The 19,081-nt window shown below is 63.5% G+C and carries 21 protein-coding genes; 14 read left to right on the top strand and 7 right to left on the bottom strand.

Annotated elements, in window-relative coordinates; all coding sequences use genetic code 11:
* The first annotated feature begins 11 nt into the window (after positions 1–11).
* From EJ076_RS30820 to EJ076_RS30795, 6 genes are all read left to right on the top strand, one after another.
* Positions 12–308 (top strand): sarcosine oxidase subunit delta, encoded by a 297-nt coding sequence (locus EJ076_RS30820; RefSeq protein WP_109659161.1) that lies wholly within the window; start codon positions 12–14, stop codon positions 306–308.
* On the top strand, positions 305–3,298 hold the full coding sequence (locus tag EJ076_RS30815; protein WP_109659162.1) for a sarcosine oxidase subunit alpha: 2,994 nt from the start codon (positions 305–307) through the stop codon (positions 3,296–3,298). The genes EJ076_RS30820 and EJ076_RS30815 overlap by 4 nt, the downstream gene beginning before the upstream one ends.
* Positions 3,291–3,875 carry a sarcosine oxidase subunit gamma gene (locus tag EJ076_RS30810; protein ID WP_109659164.1) on the top strand — a complete coding sequence of 195 codons (585 nt, stop codon included), beginning with the start codon at positions 3,291–3,293 and terminating at the stop codon, positions 3,873–3,875. Before EJ076_RS30815 ends, EJ076_RS30810 begins: the two co-directional genes overlap by 8 nt.
* 60 nt (positions 3,876–3,935) lie before the next feature.
* The gene (locus tag EJ076_RS30805) at positions 3,936–4,166 is read left to right on the top strand and encodes a hypothetical protein (protein WP_109661205.1); all 231 of its coding nucleotides are present in this window, start codon (positions 3,936–3,938) and stop codon (positions 4,164–4,166) included.
* A gap of 205 nt (positions 4,167–4,371) precedes the next feature.
* Positions 4,372–5,157, top strand: coding sequence for a ThuA domain-containing protein (locus tag EJ076_RS30800; protein ID WP_109661207.1), 786 nt, complete (start codon positions 4,372–4,374; stop codon positions 5,155–5,157).
* A gap of 49 nt (positions 5,158–5,206) precedes the next feature.
* Positions 5,207–6,256, top strand: coding sequence for a Gfo/Idh/MocA family oxidoreductase (locus tag EJ076_RS30795; RefSeq protein WP_126070400.1), 1,050 nt, complete (start codon positions 5,207–5,209; stop codon positions 6,254–6,256).
* A 43-nt stretch (positions 6,257–6,299) separates the two neighbouring features.
* Here the strand turns inward: EJ076_RS30795 and EJ076_RS30790 are convergent, their stop codons facing one another.
* The gene (locus tag EJ076_RS30790) at positions 6,300–7,148 is read right to left on the bottom strand and encodes an SDR family oxidoreductase (RefSeq protein WP_126070399.1); all 849 of its coding nucleotides are present in this window, start codon (positions 7,146–7,148) and stop codon (positions 6,300–6,302) included.
* 94 nt (positions 7,149–7,242) lie between these two features.
* On the opposite strand from EJ076_RS30790, the gene EJ076_RS30785 reads away from it, so the two are divergent.
* Positions 7,243–8,238, top strand: a complete 996-nt coding sequence (locus tag EJ076_RS30785) for an AraC family transcriptional regulator (RefSeq protein ID WP_245462919.1) — start codon at positions 7,243–7,245, stop codon at positions 8,236–8,238.
* Here EJ076_RS30785 and EJ076_RS30780 read toward each other — a convergent pair.
* The 6 genes from EJ076_RS30780 to EJ076_RS30755 form a co-directional block, all read right to left on the bottom strand.
* On the bottom strand, positions 8,207–8,455 hold the full coding sequence (locus EJ076_RS30780; RefSeq protein ID WP_126070398.1) for a DUF680 domain-containing protein: 249 nt from the start codon (positions 8,453–8,455) through the stop codon (positions 8,207–8,209). The two genes, EJ076_RS30785 and EJ076_RS30780, sit on opposite strands and share 32 nt — an antisense overlap.
* Before the next feature lie 185 nt (positions 8,456–8,640).
* On the bottom strand, positions 8,641–9,285 hold the full coding sequence (locus EJ076_RS30775; protein ID WP_126070397.1) for a TetR/AcrR family transcriptional regulator: 645 nt from the start codon (positions 9,283–9,285) through the stop codon (positions 8,641–8,643).
* 92 nt (positions 9,286–9,377) lie between these two features.
* Complete coding sequence (locus EJ076_RS30770) at positions 9,378–10,154, bottom strand: SDR family oxidoreductase (protein ID WP_126070396.1); 777 nt, start codon at positions 10,152–10,154, stop codon at positions 9,378–9,380.
* On the bottom strand, positions 10,154–11,188 hold the full coding sequence (locus EJ076_RS30765) for a phosphotransferase (protein WP_126070395.1): 1,035 nt from the start codon (positions 11,186–11,188) through the stop codon (positions 10,154–10,156). The genes EJ076_RS30770 and EJ076_RS30765 overlap by 1 nt, the downstream gene beginning before the upstream one ends.
* Positions 11,185–11,670 (bottom strand): MaoC family dehydratase, encoded by a 486-nt coding sequence (locus EJ076_RS30760; protein ID WP_281036730.1) that lies wholly within the window; start codon positions 11,668–11,670, stop codon positions 11,185–11,187. Before EJ076_RS30760 ends, EJ076_RS30765 begins: the two co-directional genes overlap by 4 nt.
* 39 nt (positions 11,671–11,709) lie before the next feature.
* Positions 11,710–12,525, bottom strand: coding sequence for an SDR family oxidoreductase (locus tag EJ076_RS30755; protein WP_126070393.1), 816 nt, complete (start codon positions 12,523–12,525; stop codon positions 11,710–11,712).
* A gap of 116 nt (positions 12,526–12,641) precedes the next feature.
* On the opposite strand from EJ076_RS30755, the gene EJ076_RS30750 reads away from it, so the two are divergent.
* The 7 genes from EJ076_RS30750 to EJ076_RS30720 all read left to right on the top strand — a co-directional run bounded on the left by EJ076_RS30750 (position 12,642) and on the right by EJ076_RS30720 (position 19,081).
* Positions 12,642–13,883 (top strand): acyl-CoA dehydrogenase family protein, encoded by a 1,242-nt coding sequence (locus tag EJ076_RS30750; RefSeq protein WP_126070392.1) that lies wholly within the window; start codon positions 12,642–12,644, stop codon positions 13,881–13,883.
* A 53-nt stretch (positions 13,884–13,936) separates the two neighbouring features.
* A complete protein-coding gene (locus EJ076_RS30745) occupies positions 13,937–14,974 on the top strand; it encodes a zinc-binding dehydrogenase (protein WP_126070391.1) in 1,038 nt (345 codons plus the stop codon).
* Positions 14,971–15,525, top strand: a complete 555-nt coding sequence (locus tag EJ076_RS30740) for a hypothetical protein (RefSeq protein WP_164548775.1) — start codon at positions 14,971–14,973, stop codon at positions 15,523–15,525. Before EJ076_RS30745 ends, EJ076_RS30740 begins: the two co-directional genes overlap by 4 nt.
* A 185-nt stretch (positions 15,526–15,710) precedes the next feature.
* Positions 15,711–16,874 (top strand): glycosyltransferase family 87 protein, encoded by a 1,164-nt coding sequence (locus EJ076_RS30735; protein ID WP_126070390.1) that lies wholly within the window; start codon positions 15,711–15,713, stop codon positions 16,872–16,874.
* Complete coding sequence (locus EJ076_RS30730; protein WP_126070389.1) at positions 16,867–17,856, top strand: glycosyltransferase family 2 protein; 990 nt, start codon at positions 16,867–16,869, stop codon at positions 17,854–17,856. Before EJ076_RS30735 ends, EJ076_RS30730 begins: the two co-directional genes overlap by 8 nt.
* Positions 17,853–18,674 carry a ChbG/HpnK family deacetylase gene (locus EJ076_RS30725; protein ID WP_126070388.1) on the top strand — a complete coding sequence of 274 codons (822 nt, stop codon included), beginning with the start codon at positions 17,853–17,855 and terminating at the stop codon, positions 18,672–18,674. Before EJ076_RS30730 ends, EJ076_RS30725 begins: the two co-directional genes overlap by 4 nt.
* The gene (locus tag EJ076_RS30720; RefSeq protein ID WP_109659191.1) at positions 18,671–19,081 is read left to right on the top strand and encodes a GtrA family protein; all 411 of its coding nucleotides are present in this window, start codon (positions 18,671–18,673) and stop codon (positions 19,079–19,081) included. The genes EJ076_RS30725 and EJ076_RS30720 overlap by 4 nt, the downstream gene beginning before the upstream one ends.

Here is a 19,081-nt window from a genome sequence, read left to right as displayed (position 1 = left end):
AACGAACCAAAATGCTTCTCATCCGCTGCCCCTATTGCGAGGAAGAGCGCCCGGAACTCGAGTTCCGCAACGCCGGCGAGGCGCATATCGCACGCTCGGCCAACATTGCTGGCGAGACCGACGACGATTTCGAAAAATTCTTCTTCATCCGCTCGAATCCCAAGGGCATCATTTATGAGCGCTGGCGGCACATGCACGGCTGCGCGCGCTTCTTCAATGCCGTGCGCGACACCGTCACCGACAAGTTCGTCATGACCTACAAGGCCGGCGAGCCGAAACCGTCCAAGCTCCCGGGAGTTGCCAAATGAGCGGCGCGTTCCGCATTCCCGGCGCCGGCCGCTTCAGCCAAGCCAAGACCGCGCGCTTCAGCTTCGACGGCCAGTCCTATGCCGGTATCGAGGGCGACACGCTAGCCTCGGCGCTGCTTGCCAATGGCGTCCATCTCGTCGGCCGCTCGTTCAAGTATCACCGTCCGCGCGGCATCTTGTCGGCGGGCGCCGAGGAGCCCAACGCGCTGGTCGAGATCAAGCGCGATGCGGCGCGCAAGACGCCAAATGTGCGGGCGACCGTGCAGGAGCTTTATGACGGGCTCGATGCGCAGTCGCAGAACCGCTGGCCGTCGCTGTCCTTCGACGTCGGTGCGGTCAACGACATCGCCTCGCCGCTGTTTTCGGCCGGCTTCTACTACAAGACCTTCATGTGGCCGAAGGCGGCGTGGAAGAGCCTCTACGAACCCAAGATCCGCGCCGCGGCCGGCCTTGGCGTTTCCCCGGACCAGCCGGATTCCGACCATTATTCATCGCGCTATGCGCATTGCGACGTGCTGGTGCTGGGTGGCGGTGCCGCCGGCATTGCGGCAGCATTGGCAGCGGCTGAAACGGGCGTGCGGGTCATCCTCGCCGACGAGCAGGCCGAGTTCGGCGGCAGCCTGCGTTTCGAGACCGGTGCGAAGATCGACGGCCAGGACGGTTTTGCCTGGGCACAGGCGGCAATCGCCCGACTGAGCGCGATGGACAATGTCCGCGTGCTCTCGCGCACGACGGCGTTCGGCTACTACGCGCAGAATTTCGTCGGGCTGGTCGAGCGTGTCAGCGATCATCTCTCGGCTCCCGGCCACGATCTGGCGCGCGAGCGGCTGTGGCAAGTTCGCGCCAAGCGCGTGGTGCTGGCCTCCGGGGCGATCGAGCGCCACATGGTGTTCGCCGACAACGACCGGCCGGGCATCATGCTGGCGGGTGCCGCGCGCACCTATCTGAACCACTATGGCGTCGCGGTCGGCAAAAATGTCGGCATCTACACCGCCAATGATTCCGCTTACGCGGCGGCGATCGACCTGAAGAAGGCCGGCGTCAACGTGGCGGCGATCGTCGATTTGCGTGACAATCCGACCGGTCCGGTGATCGACGAGGCGAGGGCGCTCGGCATCGAGGTCAATTTCGGCCGCGCGGTGATCCGCGCCGGCGGCAAGTTGCGCGTTTCCTCGATGACGGTGCAGCCGAAGAATGGTGGTGGCGAGCGCACCATCCCGGTCGACGCGATCCTGATGTCGGCCGGCTGGACGCCGTCAGTGCATCTGTTCTCGCAGTCGCGCGGCAAGGTTGCCTTCAACGACGAGACCAAGCGCTTCGTGCCGGGCACTTATGCGCAGGACTGCGTCTCGGTTGGCGCCTGCAATGGCACAGACGGGCTGTCTGCGACGGTGGACGAGGCCTATGCGGCTGGCGCCAAGGCGGCCAAGGATGCGGGCGCGAAAACCGCCAAGGGTACCAAGCCGAAGGTCGATGCCTCGGAGAGCTGGTCGCGCGGCATGCTGGGTGCGGCTCCCGGCGCCGGGCCGGACACGACGGTGAAAGCTTTCGTCGATTTCCAGAACGACGTCACTGCCAAGGATATCCGCCAGGCAGTGCACGAGGGCATGCGCTCGATCGAACACGTCAAGCGCTTCACCACCAACGGCATGGCGACCGACCAGGGCAAGACCTCCAACATGCATGGCCTGGCGATCGCCGCCGAGACGCTGGGCAAGCCGATCCCGGAAGTCGGCCTGACCACGTTCCGGGCGCCCTATACGCCGGTGACCTTTGGCGCGATCGTCAGCCATGCGCGCGGTCCATTGTTCGACCCGACACGCAAGACGGCGATCCATCCCTGGGCCGAGGCGCAAGGGGCGGTGTTTGAGGATGTCGGTCAGTGGAAGCGCGCCTGGTATTTCCCCAATGCGGGGGAAGACATGCACGCTGCCGTCGACCGCGAATGCGTCGCGGTGCGCAAGACGGCCGGCCTGTTCGACGCCTCGACGCTGGGCAAGATCGAAGTGGTCGGTCCTGACGCGGCGAAATTCATGGAACTGCTCTACACCAATCCGTGGGAGAAGCTGGAGCCGGGCCGCTGCCGCTATGGCATCATGCTGCGCGAGGACGGTTTCATCTATGATGACGGTGTCGTCGGCAGGCTGGCGCCGGACCGTTTCCATGTGACGACGACGACCGGCGGGGCGCCGCGCGTCATGAACCACATGGAGGACTATCTCCAGACCGAGTTCCCGCATCTCAATGTCTGGCTGACCTCGATCACCGAGCAATGGGCCGTCATTGCCGTGCAAGGCCCCAAGTCGCGTGACATCATCGCGCCGCTGGTTGAAGGCATCGACATGTCGGATGAGGCGCTGCCGCATATGTCGGTGCGCGAAGGCAAGATCTGCGGCGTGCCGACCAGGCTGTTCCGCATGTCGTTCACCGGTGAGCGCGGCTTCGAGGTCAACGTGCCTGCCGACTATGGCCAAGCCGTATGGGAAGCGCTGTGGGCTGAAGGGCAGAAGCACGGTGCGGCCGCCTATGGCACCGAGGCCATGCATGTGCTGCGCGCCGAAAAGGGCTACATCATCGTCGGGCAGGACACCGACGGCACGGTGACGCCGAACGATGCCGGCCTCGACTGGGCGGTCGGCAAGAAGAAGGCCGATTTCGTCGGCATCCGCGGCATGGCGCGGCCGGATCTGGTCGCCAAGGGCCGCAAGCAGCTGGTCGGCCTCAAGACCAAGGACCCCAAGGTGGTGCTGGAAGAAGGCGCGCAGATCGTCGAGGATCCGAAGCAGCCGATCCCGATGAAGATGATCGGCCATGTCACTTCGAGCTACTGGTCTGAAAATTGCGGCCGTTCGATCGCGTTGGCGCTGGTCGCCGGCGGCCGCGACCGCATGGGCGACACGCTCTATGTGCCGATGCCGAACGGGGTGATCGAAGTGGAGGTTGCCGGCATGGTGTTCTTCGACGAGACGGGAGGGCGCCTCAATGGCTAAGGCCGCTGCAAGAAAGACGGCTCCGGCTGCATCGCCTTCGGTAGAACGCCGTCCGGCGCTGGCTGGACGCAGCACTTCGGCGACCAGCGTCAAGGTCGAGGTGCTGCCGCCGGCTGAGCGCATGTCATTGCGTGCGCCGGAGGCTTCGGTTGCAGCGCTTTCGAAAGCGCTCGGCGTGACCTTGCCGAACAAGCCGAAGACGTCTGCCTCGAAGGGTGGGCGAACCGCCTTGTGGCTCGGCCCCGACGAATGGCTTGTTATCGACGAGGCCGGTAGCGATCCGCTCGCCGATTGCGCCAAGGTTTCCGTGCTGCACTCGGCGGTCGGCATCTCGCATCGCAACATTGCTATCGCCGTGACGGGCGCCGGGGCAGCAGCGACGATCAATGCGGGTTGTCCGCAGGATCTATCGCTCGACGTCTTCCCGGTGGGAGCAGCGTCGCGCACCATCCTGGGCAAGACGGAGATCGTGCTGCTGCGCACAGCCGCCGACACCTTCCGGGTTGAATGCTGGCGTTCCTTCTCGGACTATGTTTTTACTTTCCTGTCCGAGGGATCGCGCGACGCAGCGGTCTGAACTCGGAACGTTTTGCAGGGCACGCTCGTTTCTGCATCCGCACGCCGAGGGAGAATGCCGATGCCGTCGAATTCCGCGCCGAAGTCGCCGGTCAAGAAGACATCGGCCGTCCGCTCGCTCGAACATGAGCGGCACGAAGCGCCGAGCGCCGAAGAGGAACTCGAGGAAGGTCTCGAAGACACGTTCCCGGCCAGCGATCCGATATCGATCACCAGCACGTCCATTCCCGGCGCGCCCGCGAAACCCGGCAAGGCCAAGACCGTGCCCGGGCGCAAGAAGCGCAAGACGTAGAGCGGTTCATCGTTTCGCGGAAACGCCGAACCGCTCTATCTCGTCTGTTTTGGCGCAATTCCCAAGGGGAAGCGCAATGGCGCTTTTCCCGGGAAAACCGCTTCACACTTTTCCTGGAATTGCTCAATTTTTCCATCGGGCCAGGCTGCATCGGACCTTCTCAATCCCATTGGACATGCTATTTAAAGCGCTTTGGGAGATGAAAATGCCGACAAAAGCGATCGTTTGGGGCGAGAATGTCCACGAGCAGACCAATGCCGCGGTGCGCGACCTCTATCCCTTGGGGATGCATGGCACCATTGCCGCGGCACTCAACCAGGACAAGGGCATCGAGGCGACCACCGCCACCTTGCAGGAGCCCGAACATGGCCTGAGCGAGAAGCGCCTGGCGGCCACCGACGTGCTTTTGTGGTGGGGCCATGCGGCGCATGGCGACGTCAAGGACGAGATCGTCGAGCGGGTGCAGAAGCGGGTGTGGGAAGGCATGGGCCTGATCGTGCTCCATTCCGGCCACTACTCGAAGATTTTCAAGCGGCTGATGGGCACGCCCTGTTCGCTGAAATGGCGCGAGGCGGGCGAGCGCGAGCGCGTCTGGGCGATCAACCGCGGCCACCCGATCGCGCAAGGCATCGGCGAGTGCCTGGAGATCGGCGAGACCGAAATGTATGGCGAACCCTTCGCCGTGCCGGAGCCGCTCGAGACGGTGTTCGTCTCCTGGTACGAGGGCGGCGAGGTGTTCCGGTCAGGGCTGACCTACCAGCGCGGCGCAGGCAGGATCTTCTACTTCTCGCCCGGCCACGAGACCTATCCGATCTATCACAATGAGGGCGTGCAGCAGGTGCTGCGCAACGCGGTGCACTGGGCGCACAACCCGGCGCCGGCATGGTCCGGCATCACCAATGCGCCGAACGTGCCGACGGATGCGGCCAAGGAGAAGATCGTCCAGAAGGGGCTGCGCCTGCATGCCGATGGCGACAAGGGCCTGAGCTGATTGGGGCCTGAGCTGATTGGGGGCTTGAGTTAAGCGGGGGCTTGGGTTGATGCATCGAATTCTTCTGCTCGGCACCGGCGGCATCGCCGGGCATCATGTCGAGGAGTTTGCCGGAATTCCGGGCTGCAGCATCGTCGCTTGCGTCGACCAGGTGCCCGGCCGTGCGGCGGCGTTCGCCGCCGTCAGCAAGATCGACGATTTCTTCGAGAGCCTGGAAGCGGCGATCGCCTGGGGTCAGTTCGATGCCGCCATCAACGCGACGCCGGATGGGGCGCACATGGCGACGACGCTGGCGCTGCTTGCTCAGGGAAAGCATGTGTTTTGCGAAAAGCCGCTGGCGCCGAACCACGCCGACGCGCTTGCGATGACCGAAGCGGCCGAGGCAGCCGGGGTAGTCAACATGGTCAACCTCACCTACCGCAACTCACCGGCGATCCAGGAGGCACGGCGCATGGTTCAGGCCGGCGAGATCGGCGAGCTGCGCCATGTCGAGGCGAGCTACCGGCAAAGCTGGCTGGTCAGCCAATCGTGGGGCGACTGGCGGGTCGAGGACAAATGGTTGTGGCGCTTGTCGAGCCGGCACGGCTCGACCGGCGTGCTCGGCGATGTCGGCATTCATATCCTGGACTTCGCCACCTATGGGGCCGACCAGGATATCGTCAGTCTGCATGCCGATCTGGTGACGTTTCCGAAGGCCGAGGGCGATCGCATCGGCGACTATGTGCTGGATGCCAATGACAGCGTGGCGATGACAGCGCGGCTCAATTCCGGCGCGCTCGCCACGATCGTGGCGAGCCGCTACATGACCGGCCACGCCAACGATCTGTCGCTGGCCCTGCACGGCACCAGGGGCGCCATCAAGGTCGAGACCGACGGCAAGGTATCGAACCTGTCCGCCTGCCTGGATGGGGATGTCGATCTTCAGCGCTGGCAGATGCTGGCGCTGCCCAGTGTCAAGCGCAATGCCCGGCGCTTTGCCGACGCGCTGGATTCAGGCCGGAACGGCGAACCATCGTTCCGGCGCGCCGCAGACATGCAGAAGCTGATCGACGCGGCCTTCGAGAGTTCAGCGGCGAAGCTGCCGATCTCGATTGCCTGATATCCTGTCGTGGCCTTAACCCGGGCGGTCTGCTGTGAAGCGGTCAGCTGGCATTGCCATCGCGCCAGGCGGTCTGGCCCATCAGCCGGTTCATGGCGGAAAGGTACTCGTCTTCCGAGGTCGACCAGCGCAGCCTTGCCATTTCCTCGGTATCCGGACCGGCGAGATAGCGCAGTCGGTGCGACGGATCGGTCGCTGCCGCAAAGATCGTCGCAACCACCTGCTGTTCGTCCGCATCCGGGAACGGGTAGTTCATCATCGACTGCATCATGTGGTCGAAGTAGGGCTTGTACGTTGCCGGGACCGAAACGGCCTCTGACGCCGTCATGGTGTTGGAGGTGAAGCTGGTGGTGCGCATGGCTCCGGGTTCGACGAGCTTGACGAGGATGTTCTGCGATTCAAGCTCGTAGGACAGCGATTCCGACAGGCCTTCCACGGCATGCTTGGTCGCGGTGTATAGCGCCAGCAGCGGTACGGCGGCCAACCCGACGCCCGAGGTGATGTTGATGATGGTGCCGCCGCCCTGGTCACGCAAATGCGGGATCGCCGCCTGCATGACATTCATCATTCCAAAGACGTTGGTCTCGAAGATGCCGCGGATCGTCTCCTTCGCGGTGGCCTCGAAGATCGAGACGACACTGATGCCGGCATTGTTGACGACGGCGTTGATATGTCCGAAGCGCTCGATGCCAGCGGCAATCGCGGCCTCGATGCTTGCGGGATCGGTGACATCGAGCGGCAGCACAAGCATTTGATCGGCATGGTCGGCGGCGAGACTCTGGTCCGGCTTTCGCATTGTCGCGATAACGTTCCAGCCTTGGGTGGCGAAGTGCCTCGCCGTGGTCTTGCCGAGCCCGGACGAACAGCCGGTGATGAGGACGGTATTGGTCATTCACATAACTCCTTGAGGTTATGCGGCTGATCTATGTAAAGCGCTCTGGCTGATCTATAACGAGGAGTGCCAATTACATTACGGATCGTCTCATTTGGACCCTTTGACCGATATTATCGCCCTGTTGCGCCCAAAGACGCTGCTGCTCGGCAATCTTGCGGCAACCGGTGAGTGGGGCATCCGCTCGCCCTACCAGACCGATCCCACCTTCTATCTGGTGACCGAAGGTGAATGCTGGTTCCAGGCCGAGAATGCCGATGCCGTGCGGCTGTGCGCGGGGGATTACCTGCTGGCGGCGCAGCCGTGTTCCGCGTGTTTCGTCAGCCATATCGGCGCGAAGCTCGTTCTCTCCGACGCCGAGTTCAAGGAACGCAATACGATCGACAACGAAGTCCGGGTCGGCAGCAGGACAGAGGGCCCGACGACGCGCATACTTGGCGGCCTGATCATCTGCGATCCGGCCAATGCCGACCTGCTGTTCGGCCTGCTGCCGCGCTTCACTCATATCCGTGCGGCGGAAGATGTCGGTGAACGGCTCGCAGGCCTGATGCGTATCATCGTCGATGAAACGCATGCTGCCAGGCCGGCCAGGGACATGGTGCTGTCACGGTTGATCGAGGTGATGCTGATCGAAACGCTGCGTCGCGATGGCGCGCAACGCGCATCCCAGCCTCAGGGCCTGCTTGGCGGCCTCGCCGATCCGCAATTGGCCAAGGCACTGACCCACATCCATTCGAATGTCGGCAGGGCGTGGACGATTGCCGAGTTGGCGAAAACCGCCGGAATGTCGCGCTCGCGATTTGCCCGACGCTTCGTCGATGTCGTCGGGGCGGCACCGGTCGAATATTTGCTGTCATGGCGCATGGCGCTGGCCAAAGACGCACTGCTGCACAGTCAGAAGCCGCTCAGCCAGATCGCTGCCGATGTCGGCTATCAATCGCCAAGTGCTTTCAGCACCGCCTTCAGCGGCAAGGTCGGTTGCGCACCAACCCAGTATGCCGCTCGAAGCCGGGGCGAGACCATGCCCGGGGAAACCCGGGCGGGTATGCAATCAAACCTCAGAATGCGCTCGGCACAATCCACGGGTTGACGCTGATGCCGAGGCGCGGGCCCTTGCCTTCGGCGGTGTTTTCCGTGGCGCCCTTCTTCTCGACCGAGCCGGTCGAAGCGCAATCGAGCTTCACGTTGGTCTTGGTGTCGATGCAGGTTGCAGTCGGCGCATGCTTGACAGGGTGGGTGGTGTTGGCGGCAAAGGCCGAACCGGACAGTGCCAGCACGGCGGCGAGGGTGAGAAGGGTCTTTTTCATTGTCAGTCTCCGTTTTCAACGGGTGAATTTTTCTCGTACATGTACGATACTTCGTACAGATACGTCCGCCGGCCGCGAAGTTCAAGTCGAAACCGTACGCGTACGGTAAATTCTTTGTTAACCAAGAAATTCGCCCCAATTTGGCTGGGGTAGAGAGAAAACATGGAAACGAAAGGAACTGGCGTTCAGCAGTTGACCGGTGTCTCAGTCAGCGGTGGCACGTCTTGCGTGCTGAGCGTGGCAAGCGTGAAATCGCACATCCGCTTCACGAAAGCCTGCGGATCGCCGAAGGGGTAGAACGGAAAGGTGATGAGCAGCGAGATCGTGCCGTGGCCGACCGCCCAAAGCATGGTGGCGATGGCGCGCGGATCGCCTTGCAACTTGCCGGCGGCGACGCAGGCCTCGACCCGGCTGATCAGCGCTTTCATCGCCGGGTTGCCCTCTTCCATGTCCTCGTAGCTTCTGCCTTCCGGCAGCTTGGTCTTTTCGGTCATGAAGACAGTCCGGTATTCGTTGGGATTGCCAAGCCCGAAGGCGGCATATTCCGTCATCACTGCCTGCAAGGCCTCGATCGGATCGTCGGACGAATGCTCCTCGATGCGTCGGGCAAGCGTCTCGAACGCATCCTCGGCGAGCGCGAACAGGATGTCCTGCTTGTCGGCGAAATAGGAATAGACCGACATCGGGGCATAGCCGACCCGCTTGGCCAGTTTGCGGATGGTCAGCCCTTCATAGCCTTCTTCCTGGACGAGCTTATGGGCGGCTGCGACCAGCTCGGAGCGCTGTTCTGCCTTTTGTTTCTCGCGGCGGGTCTGGACGCTCGGCGGCAAGATCTCGTGCCTTCGTTGGGATGGTGCGTGGCTAAATTATATACGCTGTACGAAAACGAACAAGGGCGCGGGAAGTTCCCAAACGGCAGGTGTCAGATCGCGCCGACGCCGCCGTCGACGGCCAGTGCATGGCCGGTCATGAAGGAGTTTGCGGGGTCGGCGGCGAACAGGATGGCGGTGGTGATTTCGTCGACTTCGGCCACCCGCTTCATCGGCACGCCGCGCGTCAGCTCGGCCAACGCCTCTTCTTCCGGCACGCCGGAGACGCGCACGAAGCCGTCCACCATCGCCGTCCTGGTGTGGGCGGGGCAGATCGCGTTGATCCGCACACCCTTGGTTGCGTATTCGGCCGCCGCCGATTTTGTCAGCCCGACGACGCCATGCTTGGCGGCCGCATAGACCGAAAGTTTTGGCGCGCCGACCAGCCCGGCGACCGAGGCGATGTTGACGATGGCGCCGCCCTTGCCGTTCGCCTTGAACTGCCGTTCCATCTGCGGAATCTGGTGCTTCATGGCATAGAACACGCCGAGCAGGTCGATCTCCAGGACGCGGCGGGCCTCGTCCGATTCGACCTGCGGCAGACGCACGAAGCTCTGGACGATGCCGGCATTGTTGACGGCGATGTCCAGCCGGCCGAATTTTTCGACCGCCAGCCTGACCAGATCCTCCGACAAGCCTTCGTCCGCTATGTTGCCGGCGAGGATCGCCGTCTCGACCTGCAGCGTGCCTGCAAGATCGGCGAGTGCCTTTTCGTCGATGTCCGATAGCACCAGCTTTGCGCCTTCAGCGGCAAAGCCTTTCGCCGCACCTCGGCCGAGCCCGCCGGCAGCACCCGTGATCAGCACCGTTGCTCCGTCGAAGCGGCCCATCACGCCTCCTTGTCGATCAGTTTGGCGGCAAGATGCGAAAGCAGCTTTACTGCCTCGCCATAGGTCCTGGCTTTTTCCGGATTGGAGGCGTTACCGTCCAGCGCCCGCTTGAAGACGCCCTGGCAGATCGCAGCCAGCCGGAAGAAGGAAAAGGCGAGGAAGAACGTCCAGTTGCCGATCCCGGTGAGCCCGCGCCGCCGGCAGTAGCTGGCGACGTAGTCCTCCTCGGAAGGCAGGCCGAGTGCGGAACGGTCGACACCGCCCAGGCCGCGAAAATCCGACGCGTGCGGCAGCCGCCATTGCATGCACTGATAGGCGATATCTGCGAAGGGGTGGCCAAGCGTCGACAGTTCCCAGTCGAGCACCGCCAGAACCTGGGGCCGATCGGAAGCGAAGATCAGATTGTCCAGCCGGTAGTCGCCATGCACCAACGAGACACGGCCGTCATCTGCGGGCATATGCGTTTCCAGCCAGGCGATCAGCCGGTCCATGTCGGCGACAGTGCCGGTTTCCGAGGCGCGGTACTGGCTGGTCCAGCGCGCCAGCTGGCGCTCGAAATAATTGCCCGGCCGGCCGAAATCGCCGAGCCCCACGGCCTCGACATCGACATCGTGCAGCGCGGCGAGAGTGTCGTTCATGGCATCGTAGATGGCGGCGCGTTCTTCGTTGCCGCCTGCCTCCGGCAGCGCCGGATCCCAGAAAATGCGGCCGTCGAGGAAATCCATCACGTAGAACATGCGGCCGATCGGCGAAGCTTCGTCGGAAAGATGCAGCATCTGCGGCACAGGTACGGCGGTGCCGGCAAGTGCGCCCATCACTCTGAATTCGCGGTCGACCTGATGCGCCGATTTCAACAACTGCCCCGGCGGCTTGGCGCGCAGCACGTAGCGGCCGCTTGCCGCCGTCATGAGATAGGTCGGGTTCGATTGGCCGGATTTGAATTTTTCGATTGCAGCAAGCCCGGAAAAGCCCGGTATGTTCGCCTCGAGGTAAGGCGCAAGCGCTGCCTGGTCGAGAACGTTCGGATCGCTCATGCCGTCTCGGGCTGGCGTTCGATCAGGGTCAGCGTCAGCCAGCGCGCGGTCAGCGCCGGTTTCTTCGAACCCTCGATCTCGATCGTCACATCATGCGACGTCTGCACCCAGCCCGACGGCCTGACCTTGACGTCGGCCAGCACGAAACGGGTGCGGATGCGCGCGCCGGTCTTCACCGGCGCCAGGAAGCGCAGCGAATCGAAGCCATGGTTGACGCCCATCTTGCTGTTTTCCAGTGGCGGCATCGTCTCGAAGGTCATGGCGGACAACAGCGACAGCGACAGGAAGCCGTGCGCGATGGTGCCGCCGAACGGCGTCTCGCGCATCGCCCGCTCCGGGTCGCAGTGGATGAACTGGTGGTCGTCGGTGGCGTCGGCGAACTGGTCGATCATGCGTTGCGTGACCACCCGCCACGGCGACACGCCAACCTCCTTGCCAACATTGGCCAGAAGCACATCGAGACTGATCGGTTCCACGCTCATGTCCTCCAGTTCACCTCCGGCTTCTGTGGCCGGAAAATGTCATTCCTTGAACAGCGTCAGCCCATGCTGCACCGACTGTCCGCCGTCGATCGGCAGGATGGCTCCGGTGACATAGCTGCCTGCACGGCTGCACAAATAGAGCGTTGCGCCGGCAATGTCATCCGGCGCCCCGATACGGCCGATCGGAACATGGCTGCCGACATGTCTGGCCTGTTCTTGCGTGCCGGTGGCAAACGCCGTCATGCGGCTCTGGAAGGGGCCGGGGGCGAAAGCGTTGACGGTGATGCGGCGGGCGGCGAACTCGAGCGCCAGTGTGCGCGTCAGATGATGAACCGCGGCCTTCGAGGCGGTGTAGGAGTAGGCGTCGTCGGCCAGCGGCTGTGTGCCCATCACCGAACCGAGGTTGATCACCCTGGCCGGATCGGCGTCGCTGGCGGCGGCATCGAGCAGCGGCAGCAATTCGCGCGTCAGATGGAAGACCGCGGTGACGTTGACACCGAGCACCTTGGCCCATGCTGAATAGGGAAAGCTCTCCAATGGCGCGCCCCAGGAGACGCCGGCGTTGTTGACGAGAATATTGAGTTTCCCGGTCCGCGCCTTGACCTCGGCGACGAGTGCGGCAATGCCGGCTTCGCTGGAGACATCGCCGGCAAAGCCTTCCGCCCGGCCCGGTGCACCAAGTTCGTTCAACTCGGCAGCGACCTTGATGCAGTCATCGCCCTTGCGCGACGCGATCATCACACTGGCGCCGGCCTGCACCAACGCGGTCGCCGCCATGCGGCCGATACCGGTCGCGGCACCCGTCACCAGCGCGGTTTTGCCGGCCACCGAAAACAGCTCGTCCAGATAGCTCATCACAATCCTCAGTGCTCGGCATGCGGGCAAAACAGTTCGCGTTGACAAGGCTATCCGAAGTACGGTCATCCTTGCCACTGACAAAATGCCTGGCGTGTATGAAGGGTTAGCGACCGATGACGGAGATGAATCTCGGCATGACCGAGCGGCTGAAGCCGATCCACGCGCGCGTCGCCGCCATGGTGCGCGACGAAATCATGCCGCTCGACAAGGAGTTTCTGGGCGAAGTGGGCAAGGAAGGCGACCGCTGGGTCTATAGTGCGCGCCAGAGCGAGATCCTCGAAGGGCTGAAGAAGACCGCAAGAGAGCGCGGCCTATGGAATTTCTGGCTGACCGGTTCTGAACGCGGCTACGGCCTTTCCACCGTCGAATATGCCTATCTGGCCGAGGAGATGGGCAAGGCGCATCTCGGCGCCGAGACCTTCAACTGCTCGGCGCCCGACACCGGCAATATGGAGGTGCTGGAGCGGTACGGCTCGGCCGACCACAAGAAAGAATGGCTGGAGCCGCTGCTCGACGGCAAGATACGCTCGGCCTATCTGATGACCGAGCCGGACGTCGCCTCGTCCGACGCCACGAACATCGCCATGCGCTGCGAACGCCAGGGCGACGACTATGTGCTCAACGGCGAGAAATGGTGGGCCTCAGGGGCCGGCGATCCACGCTGCGCCATCTACATCGTCATGGTCCGGACCGGCGGCGATGAAGAGCCGCAGCACCGTCGTCATTCGATGATCCTGGTGCCATCAGACACCAAAGGCGTGACCAAGGTGCGAGCGATGCAGGTCTATGGCGATGACGATGCGCCGCATGGCCATATGCACCTTCGCTTCGACAATGTGCGGATACCGGCGTCGAACCTGATTCTCGGCGAGGGCAGGGGGTTCGAGATCGCGCAAGGGCGGCTCGGTCCCGGCCGCATCCATCACTGCATGCGAGCCATTGGCCAGGCCGAGATGGCGCTGGAGATGCTGTGCCAGCGTTCCGTGCGCCGCGAGGCCTTCAGTCAGCCCCTGGCAAAGCTCGGCGCCAATTTCGACATCATCGCCGAATGCCGCATGGAGATCGAGATGGCCCGCCTGCTCTGCCTCAAGGCGGCGTGGATGATCGACCAGGGCGATGCGCGCGCCGCGGCTCCCTGGATCAGCCAGATCAAGGTGATCGCACCCCGCGTTGCGCTCAAGGTCACCGACGAGGCAGTGCAGATGTTCGGCGCGCAAGGCATCAGCCAGGACACGCCGCTGGCGCGGTCGTGGACGCATCTGCGCACATTGCGCCTTGCCGACGGGCCTGACGCCGTGCATCGCCGGCAGGTGGCGCGCACCGAGCTGAAAAAATATACGCAGGAAAAGGTCTGAGCGCCGGCATCGTCATCAGGCGATGCCGACAGGTCCAAGCAAGGAGTGTTCCAATGACCGTCCCCTCCGAAATGAAGGCGCTGTTGCTGGTCGGCGATGGCTACACCAGGACGCCGAGCGGCAGTGTGCTGGAGGCGATGGAGCCCTATCTCGAGCCGGGCAACATCGCGGTGCCGACACCCGGGCCGACGCAGGTGCTGATCAAGGTCAGCCTCGCCTCGATCAACCCGTCCGATATCGCCTTCATCAAGGGCCAGTACGGCCAGCCGCGCGCCAAGGGCCAGCCGGCCGGTTTCGAGGGTGTCGGCACCGTCGTCGCCAGCGGTGACGAGCCCTATCCCAAAAGCCTGATCGGCAAGCGCGTTGCTTTTGCCACCGGCGTCAGCAACTGGGGCTCATGGGCCGACTATGCCGTCGCCGAGGCTGCTGCCTGCATCCCGTTGCTCGACACGGTCCGCGACGAGGATGGCGCGGCGATGATCGTCAACCCGCTCACCGCGCTCGCGATGTTCGACATCGTCAAACAGGAAGGCGAAAAGGCTTTCGTCATGACCGCGGGCGCCAGCCAGCTCTGCAAGCTGATCATCGGCCTGGCCAGGGAAGAGGGGTTCCAGCCAATCGTCACCGTGCGCCGCGACGATCAGATCGCGACGTTGAAAGCGCTTGGCGCGGCGCACGTCCTCAACGAAAAGGCGCCGGATTTCAAGACGGCTTTGCGCGAGGTGATGAAGACCGAACAGCCGCGCATCTTCCTTGACGCGGTGACCGGGCCGTTGGCCTCCGCCATCTTCGACGCCATGCCCAAGCGTTCGCGCTGGATCATCTACGGGCGGCTCGATCCCGAAGCCACTGTTATCCGCGAGCCCGGCCAACTGATCTTCCAGCACAAGCATATCGAAGGTTTTTGGCTGAGCGAGTGGATGCGCCAGTTCCGCGATCGCCGTGGCCCGGCGATCCTGGAAGCGCAAAAGCGGTTCTCCGACGGGCGCTGGTCGACCGACGTGACAGCGGTGGTGCCGCTTGCCGAAGCCATGGCGCGGCTGCCGGCCGAACTGGCCAAGCCCAACGGCAAGGTGTTCATCCGGCCTTGAACGAGAATGGCTGGGCGAGAGGAAGTCCGGTATCTGCAAAAAAGGGGCTGCTTGTGAGAAAATGGTGGTTTGTCCCGATCGTGCTGATGTCGATGGCCTGTACCATTGGTGCACAAGCCGCCGAAAAGTTCCCGCCGTTTTGGCGCAAGGCGATGACGAACGATCCGAATACGAATTACTTTCTCAAGAAATATTCCACCCCTCTGGATGATCCTGCCGGGACCGCGGTCAGGAACATCATGCTGGCGCGGGTCACCGGCGCCGCATGTCAGTCCTCTAGACTCAACAAGGCCAAGATCAAAGCCTATCGCGACAGGATGATCGGCCCGCTGACGCCTGAGCAACTCAAAGCGGCCGCATTCGAGGGTGGTAGTGCGCTGCGCAGGTTCAACTATCAGGATCTCGCCTACCTTTGTGCCGGCATCGACTATCAATTTGGTCCGAAAGGGGTGCTGATCGCCGGCGCTGTTTCAGTGGGCGAAGGCGAGCCAAAATATCCCTATGATCCACGCAACCCCTATTTTCGTCTGCCTGAATTCACCGGCGATTGATCGGGTCGTCTGCCTCGCGGCGGCGATCGCGAAGGTGGAATCTGGCGTTCGCGGCGAATGAGGTGTGGCCTTTTGCGTTCATCAAGCCCCCTATGCCACGCCGCTTTGTCCGTGATATGCCGCCGCCATCGATTGCCGGGACAGGGTTGGACTGAACTTGTTCCGGGGTGGTGTGGGGTGCCTTGATGACGATTTCCAAGCCGGTTTTTGACCGTTTGGGTTTTGGCCTGTGGATCGGAGCGTTTCTAGTCGTTCTTGTCTTGGTTCTGTGGTCGCCCCACACACGGACGGTATGGAAGGCCTATATAGGCGGCAGCGAGGCGCTTCTGGCCGGTCTGCCCCTCTACGACACCCAATCCGAGATGGGGTATCTGTACGCGCCGGCCTTTGCAGCGCTCTATATTCCAATCGTCAAACTCGGTCCGCATCTGGGCGGCGTGGTGTGGCACACCCTTGGCTTCGCGGTGCTGACCTACGCCGCGATGCGGCAGGTGCGCAAGCTTGGCGGCGGCGAATTGATGTGGCTGCTTTCTTTCGGCCTTTTCCTCGCTTTGCCGATGGCGGCGGGGGCGATCCGCAACGGGCAGGCAACGATCCTTTTGACCGGCGCCTGTTGGCTTCTCACATTGTCGGCGCTGGAAGGGCGGCGGGCGGAGACGTTCTTCTGGGCCTCGCTTGCCATCATCGCCAAGCCGACCGCGATCATAATGGTGTTGTTGGTAGGAGCCCTTCGGCTCCGGTTGATACCGGTGCTGGTGCTGGCGGTGCTGTTCGTGCTGGCGCTGCCTTACGCTTTCGCTCCCGCCGCCTATCTCAACGATCAGTATCGTGTCTTCGCCCAGATGCTGACCTCTATGGCCGTCGACAACACCAGCCATTTCGTGCCCACCGATTTCACGGCGCCATTCACCAGAATGGGGCTGCCGATTCCGGAATTCGGTGCCACGATCGTGCGCATCATCATGGCCCTATTTACGCTCTCGGCGGTCATCTGGTTCGACCGCAAGCTCGAACGCGGACCGGCGGGGCTGGCGATCTTCCTGACGGCCACTTTCTACATGTGCGTCTTCAACCCGCGCGTCGAGCCCAACACCTATGCGATGATCGCCGTACCCGCCGGTCTCGCCATCGCGCTGTTGTGGCGCGAAGAACGAGGGGGCGCTCTCGCCTCAGTGCTGTCCACGGTGTTGTTCCTGACCGGGCTGAGCGGCGTCGAGCGCCATGTGCACGATTTCCTCTTCCCCTGGTTCCGGCCTATCGCGGTCACTCTCATTGCCGGTTCGCTGATCTGGTGGTTCTGGGCCAAGGCAAGGGACAAGGTGGTGAATGCGGGGATCGCTAATGGCTGATTTGCGGCCGACACTCGACATCGTCGCGCCGTTCTTCAACGAGGCGCCATCGGCATCGGCCTTCGCGCGCCTGCTCGGCGAGCTCGAAGCGGCCGTGACACCGCGCTTCGGCATGACGGTGCACAAGATACTGGTCGACGACGGCAGCCGTGACGACGGCGCCGGACGGTTCTCGCAGGCACTGACTGGGTCGTGGGAGATCGTGCGCCTCAGCCGTAATTTCGGCAAGGAAGTCGCTGTACTCGCCGGCCTCGACCAGTCGCGCGGCGACATGGTGCTGATCATGGACGCCGACCTCCAGCATTCCCTGGACATCAGCCTGAAGCTTATCGCCGAGCTGGTGGGCCATCCGGACATCGACGTCGTCTATGCGCAGAACGACCGTCGCGAGGCGAGCTGGCGGCGCAGCCAACTGGCCCGGCTTTTCTACAGCCTCATCAACTCGAGCCAGCGTTTCGACATTCCCGAAAATGCCGGCGACTTTCGCGTCATGCGCGGCGCTGTCGCGCGCGCGCTGACCAGCCTGCGTGACAAGCGGCGCTTCAACAAGGGCCTGTTCGCCTGGGCGGGCTTTCGCCAGAAGGCGTTGCCCTATTCACCGGAAGGCCGTGCCAGCGGCACGTCGAAGTGGAGCCGGCTTAACCTGATCGCCTTCTCGCTGGAGGGTTTCACCTCGTTTTCCGTCATTCCGCTGCGCCTGATCAGCCTTAGCGGGCTGCTCGCGGCGTTGGCCGGCGGGATCTACGGCGCCAAGGTGTTCTTCGAGGTGATCTTCTACGGAATTGCCGTTCCGGGCTACCCCAGCCTGCTGGTCGCCGTCGTCCTGCTCGGCGGCCTCAACCTAACCCTGCTTGGCCTGATCGGCGAATATGTCTGGGTCACGCTCAGCGAGAGCAAGGATCGACCGGTCTATCTCGTGCGCGATGTCGTGCGCAGCGAGGTCTCCGCCGACAGGCCGGAGCCGGGCGCTTCCGACAGATGACGCGGCGTATCCGCCTGATCGCCGACGACTATGGCCTGGCGTCCGGCGTTTCCGCCGGGATTCTCGACCTGCTCGATCGCGGCCGCCTGACCGGCACCAGCTGCATGACCGGCTTTCCGGAGTGGGCGGGAGAGGCGGCGCGCATCAAACCTCTGTGCGGCCGTGTCGCGGTCGGGCTGCATCTCACGTTGACCGACCAGCCGGCGGTCACCGGCCGGTCGAGCCTGGCGCCGGAAGGTCGGCTGCCGCCGCTCCGCGCGCTGGCCTTGCCTGTTCTGCGCGGCCGCATCGACGATCGCGATGTCCATGCCGAGCTCGAAGCCCAGTACAGCCGCTTCGTCGAGGCGCTCGGGCGCCGCCCCGATTTCGTCGACGGGCATCAGCATGTGCATTTCCTTCCCGTCGTGCGCACATGGCTGCGCGCGCGCCTTGGCGAAGGAAGCGACAGGCCGGCGCTGCGCGGCGCCCCGGCACTGGCGGGCCAATTCGCCTCGGTGCCGAAAGTAGCTGCTATTGCTGCGCTCGCCGCCGGCTTCAACCGGTCGATGCGGCGCGCCGGCTTCACCCTTTTCGAGCCGCTCACCGGCATCTATGACTGGCGGCAACCCGAAAATTTCGCTTCCGTGCTGCAGGCCGCAGTCGAGGCATTGCCGGAACGCGGGCTGTTCATGTGCCACCCCGGCCATGTCGACGAGACGCTGCGCGCGCGCGACACGATGCAAAGCGTGCGCGAGGTCGAATTCGCGGTTCTGGCATCGGACGCGTTCGGCGCCAGCCTGGCCCGCGCCGATGTCACAATCATGGATGGCAAGGGATGAGCGACGCCGAGCGGCCCCCGCGTTCGACCGGCAACAAGATCGTCCGCTTTGCCATTGTCGGGCTTGCCAACACAGCCATCGACCTTGCCAGCTTCTTCCTACTGCTCAAGCTCGGGGTTTCGCCGCTGCCCGCCAACATCGCTGCCTGGTTCATCGCCGTCACCTTCTCGTTCGCGGCGAATGGCTTCTGGTCGTTCGAGCGCAATCGAGCCATCCGGCTGCATGACGCGTTCCTTCGCTTCGCCTCGCTTGGGGGGCTGATTTCGCTCGGCGTCTCCAGCCTTTCGATCGCGCTGTTCGCCGGCATCGCCGGGGTGTGGCCGGCAAAGATCGGCGGTGTCGTGGTGGCGGCGGTGCTGAATTTCCTCGCCGCGCGCTGGTCGATCGAAGGCCGATTGCTGAAGTAG

It is taken from the genome of Mesorhizobium sp. M7D.F.Ca.US.005.01.1.1, assembly GCF_003952545.1.
GTDB lineage: Bacteria > Pseudomonadota > Alphaproteobacteria > Rhizobiales > Rhizobiaceae > Mesorhizobium > Mesorhizobium loti.
Note: the sequence above shows the minus strand (reverse complement) of the source record. Positions and strands in the feature narration are given on the sequence as shown.

Coding starts and splice junctions, on each gene's coding strand:
- EJ076_RS30820 (WP_109659161.1), top strand. CDS start 12: ATGCTTCTCATCCGCTGCCCCTATTGCGAGGAAGAGCGCCCGGAACTC.
- EJ076_RS30815 (WP_109659162.1), top strand. CDS start 305: ATGAGCGGCGCGTTCCGCATTCCCGGCGCCGGCCGCTTCAGCCAAGCC.
- EJ076_RS30810 (WP_109659164.1), top strand. CDS start 3,291: ATGGCTAAGGCCGCTGCAAGAAAGACGGCTCCGGCTGCATCGCCTTCG.
- EJ076_RS30805 (WP_109661205.1), top strand. CDS start 3,936: ATGCCGTCGAATTCCGCGCCGAAGTCGCCGGTCAAGAAGACATCGGCC.
- EJ076_RS30800 (WP_109661207.1), top strand. CDS start 4,372: ATGCCGACAAAAGCGATCGTTTGGGGCGAGAATGTCCACGAGCAGACC.
- EJ076_RS30795 (WP_126070400.1), top strand. CDS start 5,207: ATGCATCGAATTCTTCTGCTCGGCACCGGCGGCATCGCCGGGCATCAT.
- EJ076_RS30790 (WP_126070399.1), bottom strand. CDS start 7,148: ATGACCAATACCGTCCTCATCACCGGCTGTTCGTCCGGGCTCGGCAAG.
- EJ076_RS30780 (WP_126070398.1), bottom strand. CDS start 8,455: ATGAAAAAGACCCTTCTCACCCTCGCCGCCGTGCTGGCACTGTCCGGT.
- EJ076_RS30770 (WP_126070396.1), bottom strand. CDS start 10,154: ATGGGCCGCTTCGACGGAGCAACGGTGCTGATCACGGGTGCTGCCGGC.
- EJ076_RS30765 (WP_126070395.1), bottom strand. CDS start 11,188: ATGAGCGATCCGAACGTTCTCGACCAGGCAGCGCTTGCGCCTTACCTC.
- EJ076_RS30760 (WP_281036730.1), bottom strand. CDS start 11,670: ATGAGCGTGGAACCGATCAGTCTCGATGTGCTTCTGGCCAATGTTGGC.
- EJ076_RS30755 (WP_126070393.1), bottom strand. CDS start 12,525: ATGAGCTATCTGGACGAGCTGTTTTCGGTGGCCGGCAAAACCGCGCTG.
- EJ076_RS30750 (WP_126070392.1), top strand. CDS start 12,642: ATGACGGAGATGAATCTCGGCATGACCGAGCGGCTGAAGCCGATCCAC.
- EJ076_RS30745 (WP_126070391.1), top strand. CDS start 13,937: ATGACCGTCCCCTCCGAAATGAAGGCGCTGTTGCTGGTCGGCGATGGC.
- EJ076_RS30735 (WP_126070390.1), top strand. CDS start 15,711: ATGACGATTTCCAAGCCGGTTTTTGACCGTTTGGGTTTTGGCCTGTGG.
- EJ076_RS30730 (WP_126070389.1), top strand. CDS start 16,867: ATGGCTGATTTGCGGCCGACACTCGACATCGTCGCGCCGTTCTTCAAC.
- EJ076_RS30725 (WP_126070388.1), top strand. CDS start 17,853: ATGACGCGGCGTATCCGCCTGATCGCCGACGACTATGGCCTGGCGTCC.
- EJ076_RS30720 (WP_109659191.1), top strand. CDS start 18,671: ATGAGCGACGCCGAGCGGCCCCCGCGTTCGACCGGCAACAAGATCGTC.